The sequence below is a fragment of the Westiellopsis prolifica IICB1 genome, from assembly GCF_004323185.1.
Classification (GTDB): Bacteria; Cyanobacteriota; Cyanobacteriia; order Cyanobacteriales; family Nostocaceae; genus Pelatocladus; species Pelatocladus prolificus_A.
In genome coordinates this window covers 691,271-707,675 of the sequence record NZ_NAPS01000002.1, presented here as the reverse complement: position 1 = coordinate 707,675, position 16,405 = coordinate 691,271, and the positions used below count along the sequence as shown (strand labels likewise).

The 16,405-nt window shown below is 38.2% G+C and carries 14 protein-coding genes; 13 read left to right on the top strand and 1 reads right to left on the bottom strand.

Annotation, left to right across the window (positions count from 1 at the left end):
* Positions 1-29: 29 nt before the first annotated feature.
* The 12 genes from hpsB (at position 30) to B4U84_RS17285 (ending at position 13,271) form a co-directional block, all read left to right on the top strand.
* Entirely contained in the window at positions 30-722 is a 693-nt protein-coding gene (gene hpsB / locus B4U84_RS17340) for a hormogonium polysaccharide secretion pseudopilin HpsB (protein WP_131119719.1), read from the top strand.
* A 32-nt stretch (positions 723-754) separates the two neighbouring features.
* Positions 755-1,756 carry a hormogonium polysaccharide secretion pseudopilin HpsC gene (hpsC, locus tag B4U84_RS17335; RefSeq protein ID WP_131119717.1) on the top strand — a complete coding sequence of 334 codons (1,002 nt, stop codon included), beginning with the start codon at positions 755-757 and terminating at the stop codon, positions 1,754-1,756.
* A 202-nt stretch (positions 1,757-1,958) separates the two neighbouring features.
* A complete protein-coding gene (locus tag B4U84_RS17330) occupies positions 1,959-2,681 on the top strand; it encodes a type II secretion system protein (RefSeq protein ID WP_131119715.1) in 723 nt (240 codons plus the stop codon).
* Positions 2,682-2,849: 168 nt separating this feature from the next.
* Positions 2,850-3,920, top strand: a complete 1,071-nt coding sequence (gene hpsE / locus B4U84_RS17325) for a hormogonium polysaccharide biosynthesis glycosyltransferase HpsE (RefSeq protein ID WP_131119713.1) — start codon at positions 2,850-2,852, stop codon at positions 3,918-3,920.
* Between the two features lie 140 nt (positions 3,921-4,060).
* Positions 4,061-4,684: a pilus assembly FimT family protein gene (locus B4U84_RS17320; protein ID WP_131119710.1), complete on the top strand. Its 624-nt coding sequence runs from the start codon at positions 4,061-4,063 to the stop codon at positions 4,682-4,684.
* A gap of 31 nt (positions 4,685-4,715) precedes the next feature.
* Positions 4,716-5,375, top strand: coding sequence for a TIGR04282 family arsenosugar biosynthesis glycosyltransferase (locus B4U84_RS17315; RefSeq protein ID WP_044449872.1), 660 nt, complete (start codon positions 4,716-4,718; stop codon positions 5,373-5,375).
* 79 nt (positions 5,376-5,454) lie between these two features.
* Positions 5,455-6,282, top strand: coding sequence for a hormogonium polysaccharide biosynthesis protein HpsJ (hpsJ-B, locus tag B4U84_RS17310; RefSeq protein WP_131119708.1), 828 nt, complete (start codon positions 5,455-5,457; stop codon positions 6,280-6,282).
* 130 nt (positions 6,283-6,412) lie between these two features.
* Positions 6,413-7,246, top strand: a complete 834-nt coding sequence (locus tag B4U84_RS17305) for a glycosyltransferase family 2 protein (RefSeq protein ID WP_131120997.1) — start codon at positions 6,413-6,415, stop codon at positions 7,244-7,246.
* A 460-nt stretch (positions 7,247-7,706) separates the two neighbouring features.
* Positions 7,707-8,480, top strand: coding sequence for a DUF502 domain-containing protein (locus B4U84_RS17300; RefSeq protein ID WP_017310344.1), 774 nt, complete (start codon positions 7,707-7,709; stop codon positions 8,478-8,480).
* A 103-nt stretch (positions 8,481-8,583) separates the two neighbouring features.
* On the top strand, positions 8,584-9,216 hold the full coding sequence (gene nusB / locus B4U84_RS17295; RefSeq protein ID WP_131119706.1) for a transcription antitermination factor NusB: 633 nt from the start codon (positions 8,584-8,586) through the stop codon (positions 9,214-9,216).
* 163 nt (positions 9,217-9,379) lie between these two features.
* The gene (gene ftsY, locus B4U84_RS17290) at positions 9,380-11,080 is read left to right on the top strand and encodes a signal recognition particle-docking protein FtsY (protein ID WP_131119704.1); all 1,701 of its coding nucleotides are present in this window, start codon (positions 9,380-9,382) and stop codon (positions 11,078-11,080) included.
* A 793-nt stretch (positions 11,081-11,873) separates the two neighbouring features.
* Positions 11,874-13,271 (top strand): GAF domain-containing SpoIIE family protein phosphatase, encoded by a 1,398-nt coding sequence (locus tag B4U84_RS17285; RefSeq protein ID WP_017310341.1) that lies wholly within the window; start codon positions 11,874-11,876, stop codon positions 13,269-13,271.
* Positions 13,272-13,528: 257 nt separating this feature from the next.
* On the opposite strand, the gene B4U84_RS17280 is transcribed toward B4U84_RS17285, so the two are convergent.
* Entirely contained in the window at positions 13,529-14,563 is a 1,035-nt protein-coding gene (locus B4U84_RS17280) for a DUF2278 family protein (RefSeq protein ID WP_017310340.1), read from the bottom strand.
* Positions 14,564-15,522: 959 nt separating this feature from the next.
* Here B4U84_RS17280 and B4U84_RS17275 point away from each other — a divergent pair.
* A complete protein-coding gene (locus tag B4U84_RS17275; RefSeq protein ID WP_131119702.1) occupies positions 15,523-16,395 on the top strand; it encodes a DUF4397 domain-containing protein in 873 nt (290 codons plus the stop codon).
* Positions 16,396-16,405: the final 10 nt, after the last annotated feature.

Genomic DNA, 16,405 nt, shown 5'->3' with positions numbered 1-16,405 from the left:
AGGCGGACTAATCTTAATTAGAAGCAAATATGATTCACTACAAATTGCGGCACACATCCCTATCCAATGAGTCTGGTTTTACGATTATTGAGTCATTAGTGGCTATTCTGGTTGTTGCAATTTTACTAGCTGCGATCGCACCTGTGTTCGTTATATCAGTAGCTACGCGAGTACAAGCAAAACGTATTGAGACAGCTACTGACGCGGCTAAAACCTACATTGATGGTATCCAATCTGGAACAATTACTGCTCCTAATTCTCCCATTACGGACGGCACAACTATAGCAGATTACCCTGCTCCTACAGTGGGAAGCTTAACCTGCACACTAAATAATTACTGTTCTGCACCTACAAATAATTTGTACTGTGTCTCTGTAGATGGCAATAACTGTACCACTACCAGCACCAGTAACTATGTGATTCAAGCAATTCGCTATAACAAAGCCACCCAGACTAGCGGGGGAAGCACAACAAATATAACTGACCCCACGAAAGGCTATCAGTTAGGCTTACGAGTATATAGAGCAGATGGCTTTGCTAGTGCTGGTGGAGACCTGAAGAAAGCACCTAGTAAACAAGCAACTTTTACTGGTGGGTTAGGCGATCGCAAAGCACCGTTATTAGAAGTCACAACAGAGGTAGCAAATGACGAGACAAAATTTAGTAATTTGTGCGATCGGCTTCAAGATACTAACAATACAGCTTCTGATTGTAAACCCTAAATGTTAGCAATTTATAAGAACAACATAACATCATGAAATCGCTCAAATGGCTTTTAATTAATCAATTAAAATTATTTAAAATCAGACAAAAAACAAGTGGCTTTACTCTCATTGAATTATTAGTAGGTCTTCTCTTAGCTTTTCTTGTGATCACACCTTTGCTGGGATTTATGCTCAACATTATGGATAATGATCGTAAAGAGCAAGCTAAGGCTACTACTGAGCAAGATATCAAAGCAGCACTTGATTATATTTCACGCGATTTGCAACAGTCGGTATATATCTATGATGCTGATGGTATCAAAGAAATTAGAGATGAATTACCTCATTACGACCAAAAAGATAAATATTTTCCTGTGTTAGTTTTTTGGAAGCGGCAATATATTTCCGAGGGATTAACTGCCAAGACAACAACTACAGATAATGGAGATGGAACCACAACAACTACAGATGAAAAAGATGATATTTTCGTTTATTCTTTAGTTGCCTATTATTTGATTAAAGATAATAATTCTACATGGTCTAATGCAGCTAGGATTGGTAGATTTCAAATCAGTAATGGCTATGGGTTAACTGATACAGAAAAAAACAATACTAGAGACGCTGGGTTTCAGATGTTTAGTCTGGACAACGAAGGAAGTCTTAAAACCAAGATGAATAAATGGACAAAGAAGACTGGTGAAAATTACCAGCAGCAGGTTTTACCTTTAGTTGATTATATTGATCAAACTCTTATAGATACTACAGGTACTCCAAAGCCCAAAAACCCAGAACCAGCTTGTGCAAATGGTCAGTTAGTACCAAAATTCTCTGGTAGTGGAGATGACGTTGCTACAGATAACGTTAAAACACGGGGTTTTTATGTATGTGTAGACTCAGGTAAAAATGTAGCAGAAGTTTATTTACGTGGTAATGCCTTGGCTCGTATTCAGAAAAATAATCTGAATTTTAATGACAATCAGAATAGCATAAAAGTCTATTTTCCTCAGTCAAGTATACGAGTACAAGGATTAGGATACTTGGTTACTAAATAATATATAGGAATCCGATTTGATTCCTGAACTACTCGTAGAGACAGGGAACAGGGAACAGGGAACAGGGAATAAAAGTGTACTGAGTTTTTTTCAGAAATCAAATATGAGTCCTATATCTATATATCATTGATTCAAAAATCAGTTTAAAATTCAATATTTAATTGATTTTATATAAATAATTTAAAATATTTTTTAAAAAATTATGCTTAAAATATTTTTAGAAATCATAGCTAATAAAAAAACTTTACAACAATTTAAATTACAAAAAACAATATATTTTCATCCTGATATAAATGATGATGGATTTAGTTTAATCGAGCTTTTAGTTCTACTAGTGATGTTGGGCATATTAGCAGCTAGTATAGCTCCCAATTGGCTAACCTTTGTGAATAGACAACAAGCAAATAAAGCTAGCGATGTTGTTCTATCTGCTATCCGAGAAGCTCAACAAGAAGCGACAAAACAAAAACGTGCTTATAGTGTTAGTTTTAGAACTTATAATAATGTTCCACAAGTTGCTGTATATCCCAAAGGTTCTAACCTCACTGATGACTCTAATCTCTGGCGTAATTTGGGTAAAGATTTAGAAATCAAAGCAGGACAAATTGTTATTGAGACAAATATTACCAATGAAAACACCAGTAGCAATACCCTAACTTCCGCAACTAATCCTACATTTACAGATACAAGCAAGCCACAAACAATTACTTTCGATTATACCGGAGCATTAGATCTATTAGTAAAAACAAAAAGTGATAATATAACGTCGGTGCAAAATAGCAAGCTTGGCAGTAAAGGTTTAATTATCTCTGTAGCCGTGGCTAAATCTGGAAATCCAACCCAAGCTACTAATGTTAAAAGGTGCGTAATTATGAAAACTATCTTAGGTTCAATAAAAAGTGGAAAAGATAGTGAGTGTAGCTAAATATATATTTATTGAATAGATCCCCGACTTCTTCAAGAAATCGGGGATCTTGTCTCTCACAAATAATTTAGGAATGCTATATCAATTTCAGTGGGTTCACTGAATACAGCAAGTGTGAATAGAATTAACAATGGATATATCAACTAAATTTTTTTGCTATAGATAATAATGTGTATTGACTTCACTGTAGCTATCCCAACTTATAATGGGGCAAAGCGTTTACCTGAACTATTAGAAAGACTGCGAAATCAACTTGATACCGAAAATTTTTCTTGGGAAATTATTATTGTAGATAACAACAGCAGCGACGATACAATAAAAGTTGTTCAAAGCTATCAAGAAAATTGGCCATCCCGTTATCCTTTAAAATATTGTTTTGAAGCACAACAAGGCGCTGCATATGCTAGAAAACGTGCAATTCAAGAAAGCCAGAGTGAATTAATCGGGTTTTTAGATGATGATAACTACCCAACTTATAACTGGGTTGCAGCAGCTTACGCTTTCCATCAAAATCACCCACAAGCAGGAGCTTATGGTAGCCAAATTCATCCAGATTGGGAAGTGGAACCACCAGCAAATTTTCAACGAATAGCGCCTTTTTTGGCTATCACTGAACGAGGAAATTTGCCTCTTTTATATTTGCCTTATAAGAAATTACTACCACCATCTGCGGGACTTGTTGTTTACCGAAAAGCTTGGTTAGAAAGCTTACCTCAAGAAACTATTTTGACTGGCAGAGTAACTGGTAATATGCTTACTAGTGAAGATTTAGAAGTCTTATCTTATATTCAAAAATCAGGATGGGAAATTTGGTACAACCCAGAGATGGAAATTTATCATAAAATTCCTCATTCGCGTCTAAAAAGAGAGTACTTAGTTCCATTTTTTCGTGGAATTGGACTTAGTCGTTATGTAACTCGTACAGTAACTATAAAAGATTGGATGAAACCAATAGCTTTTTGTGCTTATATGATAAATGATCTACGTAAGATAATTTTTCATTTATTAAAATATCGTTTTAAAATTAAAACTGAATTAGTAGCAGCATGTGAAATGCAACTTTTATTGAGTAGTTTTATTAGTCCTTTTTATTTATATAAACAAGGATATCTAAAAAGGTATAAAAATCGGAATTTATCATTTTTCATTAATGTAATTTATAAGTGTAGTACAAAACTGAGAAAAAGAAACATCCGGAATAGTGGAGACAATACGGTTCGGTTAAGACAAATCAATTGACATTTAAACCCTGTAGAGACGCGATATATCGCGTCTCTACATACCAAAATTATGACGAAAAATCCTTAACCGAACCGTATTGATAGTGGAGAAGTTTTAGTATATAAAAATATACAATTATGATTTTAGATTTTTGATTAATGCCAAAGCAATTTATAAGCAAAAACTCAAGCAGTGGCTTCACATTGCTGGAGAATTTGGTAATTATTTTAATTATTGGTATATTGAGTGCGCTCGCACTCCCCAATTGGATCTCTTTTATAGATATTCAGCGCCTTAATACTGCTCAAAATGAAGTTTATCGCGCCATGCGCCAAGCTCAAAGCGAAGCCACGAAGAAAAAGTTGAGTTGGCAAGCTAGCTTTCGTGAACAAAATAGTCTTATTCAGTGGACAATCCACCAAGCTGAGGCAGGACAATTTATTCCTAATGCTATTAGTGCAAACAATCATTTATGGAATAATCTCGATCATAATATTCGCATTTATCAAGAAAAAAATCAAAAAGGCAAATCTGAGACCACTTTAAGAAAACAATCTTCACAAAAAACTTGGAGAGTAGTATTTAACTACCAAGGTTGTCCAATTTATGAAGTTGGAGATGAATGTCTCCATACATCACTGAGAGTACTAGGACAGATAACTTTTTACAGTCAGTACGGTGGTAAAGCAAAGCGCTGTGTCTATGTCTCTACTATTTTAGGAGCAATGCGAATGGGAAAAGACCATACCAAAGCTAATGAAAACGATAAATATTGCTATTAAGATATTCTTGGTTGAATTCAAAAAATATTGCGTGGTGAAATCACCTAAAATTGCCCAGCAGCACTTAATTATTTTCACTCGCTATCCAGAACCAGGTTTGACAAAAACTCGGTTGATACCTGCTTTGGGAACTGGAGGTGCTGCACATCTTCAGCGCCAGATGACTGAATATACTCTATTGAAAGTTCGAGAATTGCAAAAAGCGATCGCCATCTCCATTGAAGTACGCTTTACTGGTGGAAATTTAGAATTAATGCAAAGTTGGCTGGGAGCTGATTTGATTTATCAATCTCAAGGTGAAGGAGATTTAGGAAAACGGATGGAGCGATCGCTCGAATATGCTTTTAGTGCAGGCGCGCACCAAGTAATCATTATTGGCACTGATTGCCCCGACGTCAATACCCAGATTCTTGCCAAAGCTTTTACAAATCTCCAGCAGCGCGACATAGTACTTGGCCCAGCGGTGGATGGTGGTTATTATTTAATCGGTTTACAGCGTCTTTTTGGAGAATTATTCCTTGATATCAACTGGGGAACTTCCCAAGTCTTGCAACAAACTGTAGCTATTTGCCATCAACTTAATTTATCAATAGATTACTTACCAACTTTAGCTGATGTTGATCGCCCAGAGGATTTGCCTATTTGGGAGAAAATAGTTTTCAATCGAAAAGATACTCCAGCTTTTCAATAGTTGCTCAGGTATAGGGAACAATATCTAGGTAAATTGACATAAAATAGTCACTCATTCTTTTATTGATTCAAGATGAATTATGAATAACAATTTTGCTGCCGTCACTGCTGCTCGTACACTTAAGGTGGTTGGAATAATATTACTTTTGTCTTTTGTGCTTGACTTTGTGATTCTGCTGTTTCCCTTCCAGCCTACAAATCGTCTTTGGCAGATTGATTTAGCAACAAATTTAGTTGATCGAGGAATTGTACCTTTAGTAGGATTAGCCATGCTGTTTGCTGGATATTGGGCTGATATTACTGAAGATGGTCGCCCGTCTGGAATAGACTTGAGATTTCCAGCATTAGTATTAGCTAGTCTCTTAGGCTTGATATTCTTGCTGATTTTCCCATTGCACCTAAACAATGTACGTCAAGCTAGCGTGCAACAGGTAGATCAAATTAATAAACAAGCAGATCAGCTAGAAACACAACTACAAAATCAGCTCTCACTATATGGCAATCAGCAAGTCCAAACTGCGTTAGAAAGCCGACGTAGCCAAATCAAAGCTCAATTAACAGAAGTTATTAAGAATGAGCAACAATACAATCTAATTCTCAATAATCCTCAAGTTCCCCCAGCACAAAAAGAATTGTTAAAGAAGGCTAAAGCAAATCCTCAAGATATTGACAAACTCATCGCCCAGCAAACCGATCCACAGAAAGCTGCTGATCAAGAACTGAACCGAATTCGTCAAGGTAAAGAGGAAGCAGAAAAACAAGCCAAGGAAAGAGCTTGGAAGTCTGGAATGCGAATTGGTATGAGCAGCTTATTGCTGTCTATCGGATACATTATTATCGGCTGGACAGGTTTAAGAGGTATGGGTTCAGCCCAAGGTAATGGTGTACGTAAAGCAACTGCACGTTAGTTTAGATAGTCGGGAGTGTGGGGTGTGGAAGAAGTGTGGAGGGAATTATTTAACAAGTCTGTTCCCAATACCCAATGGCTGATGCCCAATGCCCAATGCCCAATGCCCAATGCCCAATGCCCAATGCCCAATGTTCTCAATCTATATATTGACTCATAACGAAGAACTAGATATTGCGGCTTGTATTGAGTCAGCAATGGTATCAGATGACATTATTGTTGTGGACTCATGCAGTAGCGATCGCACTGTGGAAATCGCCAGCCGCTATCCTGTTAGTGTGGTGCAACATGCTTTTGAAAGCCACGGTCGTCAACGGACTTGGATGCTAGAAAATATACCTCCCAAATACGAATGGGTATATATTCTAGAGGCTGACGAGCGCATGACACCAGAACTATTTGCTGAATGCAATCAAGCACTTCAGAATCCAAGTTACATTGGCTACTATGTTGCTGAACGTGTCATGTTCATGAATACTTGGATTCGCCGCAGTACCCAGTATCCTCGTTACCAAATGCGGCTTTTCCGTCACGGTAAAGTTTGGTTTATAGATTATGGTCATACGGAAAGAGAAGTTTGTGACGGAGCCACAAGCTTTTTAAAGGAAACTTATCCCCACTATACTTGCAGCAAAGGCTTAAGCCGTTGGATTGAAAAGCACAACCGTTATTCTACTGATGAAGCTAAAGAAACGCTACATCAACTAGAACATGGAAAAATTCGCTGGTGGGATTTATTTTTTGCTCAGTCAGAAGTTGAACGCCGTCGCGCCCTCAAAGATTTATCTTTGCGTCTACCCGCAAGACCATTGCTACGTTTTATCTATATGTATTTTCTCTTAGGTGGTTGCTTGGATGGGCGCGCTGGTTTTGCATGGTGTTTTTTGCAAACATTCTATGAGTATCTAATTTTACTCAAACTCTGGGAAATAAAGCACATGCTTAAACCGAGTCCAGATGGTTAACCATGCCCAATCCCCAATCCCCAATGCCCACACATCCCTCAAGAATTGTGTTAACTTAATATAAGTTATATTAATTAATATTTTATAAATAAATTTTTGATAACAATCAGCAGTGCGACTATGAGATTAACTGGCTAAAAAAGTCAATTATTAAGACTGTTTATTAAATACTTTGTAGACTAGTTTGCAGAATGTGAGCAGCTTGGGATTGGGCGCGGTAGTATTAGAGATAACCTTAAAACTTGCAACAATCGTTTACAAGCTTTAAAAAATAAAGTAATGCTCTGTTGAGACTATCCAACTGAGATATGGTTGGTAGAGATCTACATCGGTCTGTGTGGCTATGAGGAACTGCAAACCAATCAACTTCGTAAGTTGTTAATCTCAAGAGCATTTACACTCTTTATCCTTCATCCTTTTTGGCTGAGGTCTATCTTAGCTATTTGATCAAACTGTTGTTATGAATATTGATAACAGAAATTCCACAAGCTTAAAAAAGGAGAATCACGATTTGGTAATTGATCGCTGGAAGCAGGACTTAAAAAATGACCTGATTGCTGGTTTGTTGGTAGTGATTCCTCTAGCAACTACCATTTGGCTGACAATTACCATTGCTAGTTGGGTAATTAACTTTCTCACCCGTATTCCCAACCAATTAAATCCCTTTGATGGAATGCACCCCATCTTAGTGAATGTACTAAATTTATTAGTGGGACTAATGGTGCCACTACTAAGTATTCTCCTGATTGGCTTGATGGCTAGGAATATTGTGGGTCGGTGGTTACTAGATTTTGGTGAGCGAATTTTACAAGCGATCCCCCTAGCTGGACAAGTATATAAAACCCTCAAGCAACTTTTGGAGACAATACTCAAAGATACTAATGGCAAATTTCGCCGTGTAATATTGGTAGAGTATCCGCGTCAGGGAATTTGGGCGATCGCTTTCGTGACTGGTATAGTCAGCAGCGACATCCAAGCTAATATGTCTCGTCCTATGCTCAGTATTTTTATTCCCACAACACCTAATCCTACAACTGGATGGTATGCTGTAATTCCTGAAGATGAGGTAGTCAATCTGTCGATGTCGATAGAAGACGCCTTTAAAATCATTGTTTCTGGCGGTATTGTCGCCCCAAACACTCCCCTACCACCTGTAATTATTACCAAAGACCGCAAATTAGAAGTATCACCTTTAGAAGCAAAACGGCAGGTTTTTCCTGTTGAAGACACTTAAAGTTGTGAATGTAAATTAAGGAGTAACTGCTACTGATATACTGTTAACTCCGTTAATATTCATCTGAACACAATATTCCTCATACATTTTTATTTAACTTAATATGCAAACCAGAAAACCCCGTCAAATTGCTCGCGAATTGGCACTTCTGAGCCTTTCTCAGCTTCCAGCCAATCCCAAAAAATTAACTGAAGACCAAATACCCAAATTGGTGTTAGCAGCAGTACGTACCTTGCGTTCAGAAGTACAAGATACTCTGGATAATGCTGTTGGCGAACTCCAACGGAGTAACGATCGCATTCTCAGTAGCGAAACTCGTACCAGTGACCTGAATGTTGCCAGAACAATGCTAAAAGAGGCTATCAGCTCTACTCAAACAGCTATTAATCAGTTGAGTGCAGCGGTTGAGTTTCCAGAATTGATTCAGTTAGCAAATCAAGACAAAGAAGTTGGTAGATACGCGATTGAAATAGTGAGGACAATCGATGAAGAACGTAAAAATATAGATCATCAAATCAGCCTAGCCTTAGTAGATTGGCAAGTGACTCGTCTAGCTCAAATTGACCGTGATATCTTACGAATTGCTGTAGCAGAAATCATGTATCTCGGAGTTCCCAATAGTGTCGCGATCGATGAAGCTGTGGAACTAGCGAAACGCTACAGTGGAGATGAAGGTCATCGGTTTATTAACGGAGTTCTCCGTCGAGTTACACAACAGCAAAAACAGCCTGTCTAGAAATAGTGGGAATCGGGAGGTGGGAAGATGGAGAGATGGAAAGTGTGAAGAGTATGAAGGGACAAGGGAGACAAGGAAGACAAGGGAGAAAACTAACCAATTACTACTAACCACAAACCACCAAAATAATCACTAACCACCAACCACCAACTACTAAATAAACATGGCTTTTAACTGGTTCCGTCGTCAACATAACGATTCTTCTGATACTTCATCCCCAGAAAAAGAAGCAGAAACTTCTGCTGTCTCAACACCATCTCTTACAGAATCAGCCACAGAGTCTACAACAGAAGCAGAACAACCTGTGGCGACAGATTTACTTGCGTTTGCAAAAGCTGCTTATAAAAATATCCAGCAAAAGCAACAATCTCAGCCAGTAGAAACTCTGTTTACTGAGGAAACAACGCAAACAACTGAGACTACACCAGAAATACCAATATCAGAAACGCCAGCAACAGAAGAAAGTGTTGAAACTGTAGCTGAATTTAGCGAACCCACAACAGAAACACCACAAGAAAGTGTTGAAACTATCGCTGAAGTTAGCGAACCAACAACAGAAGCACCACAAGAAAATTTTGAAACTGTCGCTGAAGTTAGCGAACCAACATTAGAAGAAGCCACTCTTACAACCCCAGTTACTACGTTAGAAGAAAACTCAGAAAATACATCAACTGAAGCAGTAATACCAAAACAAGAACCTGCTAGTCTATCCTTACTAGCAAAGGCAGCAGCAGAACGACAAGCAAAGCAGGAACGTTTAATCGCAACTGCTATTGAAGTCACACAACCGCAACAAGTACAACCAGTGACATCTGCTACTACGAGTCCAGAAATAACCGAGCCTATAACTGGATTAGAGTTTGACGAAGGATTTTTATGGTCAACAGAAGTACTAGCTGCACAGGGGAGACGGGCGGAAGACGTTTCAATTGAAGAAATTACCTGGCTTAAAAGGCTAAGACAGGGTTTAGATAAAACCCGTCGTAATATTGTTAACCAACTCAAAGCTATTGTTGGTCAAGGACCCCTTAACCAAGCTGGGGTTACAGAAATTGAAGCATTATTATTACAGGCAGATGTGGGTGTAGAAGCCACAGATTACATCATCACGACCTTGCAGAACAAACTGCGCGAAGAAGCTTTACCACCAGAAGAGGCGATCGCCTACCTCAAACAAATCCTTCGGGATATGCTGGATCGACCAATTCAAAAATCCCAAAAGCCGTTTTTCGCGCCAGAAAAAGATTCTTTTAATATTTGGTTGATTACAGGGGTCAATGGCGCTGGTAAAACTACAACTATCGGTAAAATTGCTCACTTGGCTCAAAAATCTGGTTATCAATGCTTGATTGGGGCCGCTGATACTTTTCGTGCTGCTGCTGTGCAACAGGTGAAAGTGTGGGGCGATCGCAGTGGTGTAGAAGTCATTGCCAATCCTGGTAAGAATACTGATCCGGCTGCTGTTGTGTTTGATGCGATCGATGCAGCCACAGCACGACAAACCGAATTACTTTTGGTAGACACCGCAGGTAGACTACAAAATAAAAAGAACTTAATGGAGGAACTCAGCAAAATCCGTCGGATTATCAACAAAAAAGCACCTCAAGCCAAAATAGAATCTTTACTAGTATTAGATGCAACTTTAGGTCAGAACGGATTGCGTCAAGCTGAAGTATTCTCGCAAGCAGCAGAACTCACTGGTGTAGTCTTGACAAAGCTCGATAGCACTGCTAAAGGCGGTGTGGCTTTGGCTGTAGTCCAGCAGCTAGGTTTACCAATTCGCTTTATCGGTGCTGGTGAAGGTATTGAAGACCTACGTCCTTTTTCTAGCTATGAGTTTGTAGAAGCACTTTTGAGTGGCTAGTAGTCAGATTAAGGTGAAGGGTTAGGGGATAAATATCCGTCCCCTTAATTCAAAAATCTGAAATCTAACTCAAACCAGCAAGTTTTTGCTAACGGATGGAAAACCTCTGCTAGAATTGCAACTTAATAGTTTAACTATTAACAACCTTTTTTATGGTTGTTAATTTTTGTTACACAATAGTTAACTGAGTATAAGTTGATGTACAAGCTGTTTTCCTGTTTTACTAAGACTTATGTTTGACTTTCACTCAATATTCTCTGGAGGTAGTTTAACTTTGTCAATTTAGTAGCTGCATATCAACACTATTTTTAATGTAACGAAGAAAAATATTGAGTTATGATTTTCCGTGAGTCTTCTTTAATAACTTGTATAAGTGTATGGAAAAACTTCAACAAGATATTAACTTGCATAAGTTCAACATAGTTAAGACCTTCATGAATTTCACCACTCAGTGTTCATCGTCACAGCTAAAAATTTATATGGATGTCCCAATTCATTTTTCTATCTTAAGGTATATGAATTATCCATAAAGTTATGAAATAATTCATTACTTTCTAATACTTAGTAAAAATGACTGCTAATAAAGGATCGGTTTTAAACTAAAATACAGACCTTGAAACACCTAGCCTTGATGAAAAAATCACTCTAAAAATGAAATACCTATAAAACTTGCACTTACGTCTTTCTACTCTTGCTAAAATGACGAATCTTATCTAAATATGGTTTAGCGATTCTGAGGCTAGCTCATTTATTTAGTAATCTCAAATTTGCTTACTGAAGTTAAATAATACCCGTGCCTGTGCCTAAACTGCCCTCTGAACCTACCGACAGTAATACCAGTGCTGCAACAGATGTTACTCCAGTTGTGGCGCTTAAAGAACTCGTGGCAAGGCTGCACCGAGAGCAGAACAAAATCCAAGATTTACTCAGTTCTCTGGGATTTGCTCTGAGAAGCTTCAACAACTTAAACCAGTTTTTGGAGTTAATACCGCTCATGGCTACAAGAGTGACAGACGCAGACGGTAGCGCCCTGTTTCTCTATAAACCAAATGGTCAAGTAAGGCTAGAACAGCTACACTGGCAGGACACTCACCAAAGAAAAAATATTCGTAAGGCATTAGAGACAGTCAGTAGTCAAATTACCCATCAACAACATGCATCTGGGCTAGCAACTACAACCAGTATTTTAAATGCCCAGATGCATTATCATCTAGGACCGGATGTACAAATATTTGGTACGGCAATTCTAGTCAAGCATGTTGAAAGGGGATGGCTGTACGTTTTGAGCCGCGATCCTGAGTACGGATGGACAGAAACCAGACAAAAATTAGTTAGGCTAGTTGCAGATCAAACAGCAGTCGCCATTGAAAACGATGAACTGGCTGTAGAACTAAGGAAAAAAGAACGCCTAGATCAAGAATTAGAAATTGGTGCTGAAATTCAACGGCGACTTTTACCACGTCAATGTCCCAGTATTGAGGGAGTAACTCTAGCTGCGCGCTGTAAACCAGCCAATCGTGTAGGTGGGGATTACTACGACTTTGTTCCTACGAATCACAACTTAATTTTACCGCCCAATCCTAAGGAAACTGTGGAATCTGTTCGTTGGGCTTTAGTAATCGGTGATGTGATGGGAAAAGGAGTCCCCGCAGGTCTAATTATGACTATGATGCGGGGAATGTTACGGGGTGAGGTGCTGCACAGTAACACCCCAGCACAGATTTTGCAAAACTTAAATCGAGTCATGTATGCGGATTTAGAAAATTCTAACCGCTTCGTCACCTTGTTTTATTCAGAATATGACCCGAAAAACCAGATATTATCCTACAGCAACGCCGCACATAATCCTCCGATGTGGTGGCACGCTAGTACGAAAACAGTGACGCGTTTAGATACTTTGGGGATGTTGATTGGTTTAGATGCTAACAGCCAATACGAAGATGGCCAAGCACGCTTAGAGCCAGGAGATACAATTATTTACTATACAGATGGACTGACTGATGCAGCAGCAGCTAGTGGCGATCGCTTTGACGAAGAAAATCTCGTCAATGAATTCAGCCTCGCTTGTAGGTATTGTAATGGTCCAGAGGAAATACTAGATTACTTATTTGAGCGAGTAGAACAATTCATCGGCGCTGAAAAACAGAACACCGATGATATGACGTTGGTGGTTTTGCAAGTTACTAATTAATTAGTTGTTAGTTGTTTTTTGTTTGTAACAACTATTAACTACCAATCCTTAATATTAAAATAACGTGAGTTCGATAAGTATTATCAGACTAAACAATTGAATCGCCCGCAAGTAAACTGCACGGCTAATAATCAAAGTCTACTTTAAGTAGACTGAATCAATAAGCCTTTTAACCCACTTTAAGTGGGTTTTAGCTATGAGCCAGCTATTTATTTGAGGGCGGGATGTCTTTGCTCATGAAATCTATGGAACTCACGTTAAAATAACGTCGTCCACCCTTCTTCTTGAGTATCTTTTTTAGTGTAGGAAACACCATCAACTTTGATACCTTCTTGATTGAGAAGAGATAGAGTTCCACCTTTGTTGGACAACTGCACATCTTTTCCACTCAAAGGCACTTTGACAACTGCACCAGGCTCAATGTTGAATCCGTCTAGACTGGCTTTTTGTTTAAGTTGGTTGACGATCGCCCAGCCTGTTAAATCTACTTTGTTTGGTGAAGAATTAATTAAAGTGATTGACTCTTTGCCAACATCTTCTCCACTAGGATTAAGTAGGGCAGCAATGATTCTTACCTGTGGCTTCACTGCTGGAGTATCAGGTATTTTTGGTTCGTTTCCCACATTCTTATCGATGGGATTACCAGTGTTGTCATCTGTGTGGAAGGACTGAGACTGGAATGCAAAAAAGGCAGCAACCCAATAATCTTGAGGTGCAGATTTATAGTGAATTAATAACCCTCCATCCTGATAAACTCCATTATCTTTTTGAAACTTTCCACTGCTGCCTTGGTTCATGTGTATATCATGAATACCTCTACCTGGTTTAAAGTCGAATATTTTATCAGCTTTTTCTTCTGGTCCCCAAGGTTCGCCAAAGGCGTAGATTTCAGCTTTAGTTGCTATTGCCCTTTGAATGTATAAGTCAATAAATTCATTGAGGTCGTTATTTTCTCCAGGAACACTGTAGGGCAAAGCTTTCATCTCATTGACTTTAAACAAATTGCCTCGAATGTAATCTAGGGCAATTCCTCCAGCTTGTCTTTGAGAAACTTCAATTTTGTTAAACCCAAAATTTAATGTTTTCAGCTTTTGGGTGATGTAGTGTTCAAAATTATTGTCAATCAAGTACAACAAATCGTAGGGTTTCTGAACTGATCTAACATTAATTGCTATACGATAATCAAAATTACCGTCGTTGACATGTACTTGATAGTGTGGAGAATCGTCGTCTAGTTCCATTATGCCAGCGATCGCATGACACTTTAATACACCGTAATCTTTCAAGCCCATAAATAATATCCTTGTGATGAAAGTGACTATTATTCTTTGAGTTACTTAAGTCTAATGCTCGCCAATCAAGGTAAAACTTAGGTTAAGAATAGAATTAGCTATTCAATCAACTGTTTTATATATTACTTTATTGTTTCTATATACTTGAGTTTTTTTAATTATTTATTCAGTATATTTATTTACTTTCTATTGCTTAATACAGCCGTGCATTGCGGTCTTTAAACCAAAATTTCGCGTTCCTTTACTGCAAAGTGCTAACTCCCTTAGTAAATTCGGAACTTTACTTGTCTAGAGACGTGATACTATGGATGCGGTTATTAAAGAACTGAAAGCAACTCTAGGTAAGGGTTTGAGGCTAATTGGCACTTCGTGAAAGCTACCCTAATACTTCCCCAACAACTGCAACAAGAGCGCTCCTCACAACGGGGGCGGGGTTTTAGTCGATGATAAAAGCGCCATCGCCTATGAACTCGTGACCGCATATATTAACTTATATTAAGTTTACTAAAACTTTAAATTTAAGTAGTCAGGCTGTGCGTAGTTATTTTTTTTTACCAATTAATTAAATTTTTTGTAAAAATTCCTTATTTAGGCTTGTATTTTACCTAATCTTTATATTACTTATTAAATATTAGCAATCAAATAAACAGCAAACACTATGCTAAATAACATAACTTTACAACGTGTCTCATTTTACACGTATCTTGGCTGGCCACCTTCTTTAGTACATAATTTACTGTGTTTTTAGCATACTAGTTACTGAAGAACCAACACTATTTAATATTTAATGGTTGGGAAAACAACAGAAAAAAAATAACGTGTCTTCTCAACTTAGATATCTACCATTGCAATATCTATAGCCCTATACATAAAAAATCTTTGCGATGATTATCGCATCATTTTTTATGCAGAATAAAGCTTACTCATTGGTTATTTTTGTCTCACGATAGGAGGAAGATATGTTTCTAACAAGACGATTATTCTTAGGTGGTTTGGCATTATCTTTAATGAGTTGGACTAGTTATCCATACAAAAGTTTAGCCAATTCTCCACTGTCTACAAAGTCTTTACAACAATCGTCCACTCAAACCATAAGCCTACTAGATCCTCTTCTAAACCCTTATAAATGCCCTACCAAATTAAGAGTTATTAACGCTGCGGTTGGTACTGCATCACCAGTTGATGTCATTGTCAATGGTCAAAAAATTTTGCAGAATGTAGGTTTTCGTCAAGCTAGTCAATATGTAAATGTAACACCAGGAAATCTTCAGGTACTTTTTGTGCAATCTGGTACTCTCAGTACAATTGCTTCTAGAACCTTTAAAGGAGCGCCTAATAGTGCTTATACAGTAGCGATAACAGGAACAATACAAGGCCCCTCAGGTCAACCATTATTTAATCAATCACCCTTTGTGATTCCAGAGGATTTAACACAGCCTAATCCAGGTAAATTTAAAGGACGTTGGTATCGCTTTTCGGAAACTAACGCTGTTATAGATTTCCGTATTAGCAAATCTTCTAGCCCAAATGTGGATGAAACTCGTATCACAGACCTAACACCCAAAACTGCTATTCCTTACCCAGAACTTACGGCTGGTACATATAACTTCAATCCAGTTCTACCTGACCAATTTGACCCATTGATAAATAATGCCTTCAACCCACCAATCACAGTAGAAGTTGCGAATCAACAAGTCCCGGCCGGAGTCATTTTTGATGTAATTGCTACAGGTAATGCCTTAGGCCAAGCACCTAACTCACTGCTACTCACAACTGCCTCAACACAAACAGCGCCTCCTGATGCTAATGGGTGTAATCGGATTTTGCAGTAAGCAATATCAA

Excerpts from the sequence above, each read along its gene's own strand:
- hpsB (WP_131119719.1), top strand. The coding sequence starts at position 30 with ATGATTCACTACAAATTGCGGCACACATCCCTATCCAATGAGTCTGGT.
- hpsC (WP_131119717.1), top strand. The coding sequence starts at position 755 with ATGAAATCGCTCAAATGGCTTTTAATTAATCAATTAAAATTATTTAAA.
- B4U84_RS17330 (WP_131119715.1), top strand. The coding sequence starts at position 1,959 with ATGCTTAAAATATTTTTAGAAATCATAGCTAATAAAAAAACTTTACAA.
- hpsE (WP_131119713.1), top strand. The coding sequence starts at position 2,850 with ATGTGTATTGACTTCACTGTAGCTATCCCAACTTATAATGGGGCAAAG.
- B4U84_RS17320 (WP_131119710.1), top strand. The coding sequence starts at position 4,061 with ATGCCAAAGCAATTTATAAGCAAAAACTCAAGCAGTGGCTTCACATTG.
- hpsJ-B (WP_131119708.1), top strand. The coding sequence starts at position 5,455 with ATGAATAACAATTTTGCTGCCGTCACTGCTGCTCGTACACTTAAGGTG.
- B4U84_RS17305 (WP_131120997.1), top strand. The coding sequence starts at position 6,413 with ATGTTCTCAATCTATATATTGACTCATAACGAAGAACTAGATATTGCG.
- B4U84_RS17300 (WP_017310344.1), top strand. The coding sequence starts at position 7,707 with ATGAATATTGATAACAGAAATTCCACAAGCTTAAAAAAGGAGAATCAC.
- nusB (WP_131119706.1), top strand. The coding sequence starts at position 8,584 with ATGCAAACCAGAAAACCCCGTCAAATTGCTCGCGAATTGGCACTTCTG.
- ftsY (WP_131119704.1), top strand. The coding sequence starts at position 9,380 with ATGGCTTTTAACTGGTTCCGTCGTCAACATAACGATTCTTCTGATACT.
- B4U84_RS17280 (WP_017310340.1), bottom strand. The coding sequence starts at position 14,563 with ATGGGCTTGAAAGATTACGGTGTATTAAAGTGTCATGCGATCGCTGGC.
- B4U84_RS17275 (WP_131119702.1), top strand. The coding sequence starts at position 15,523 with ATGTTTCTAACAAGACGATTATTCTTAGGTGGTTTGGCATTATCTTTA.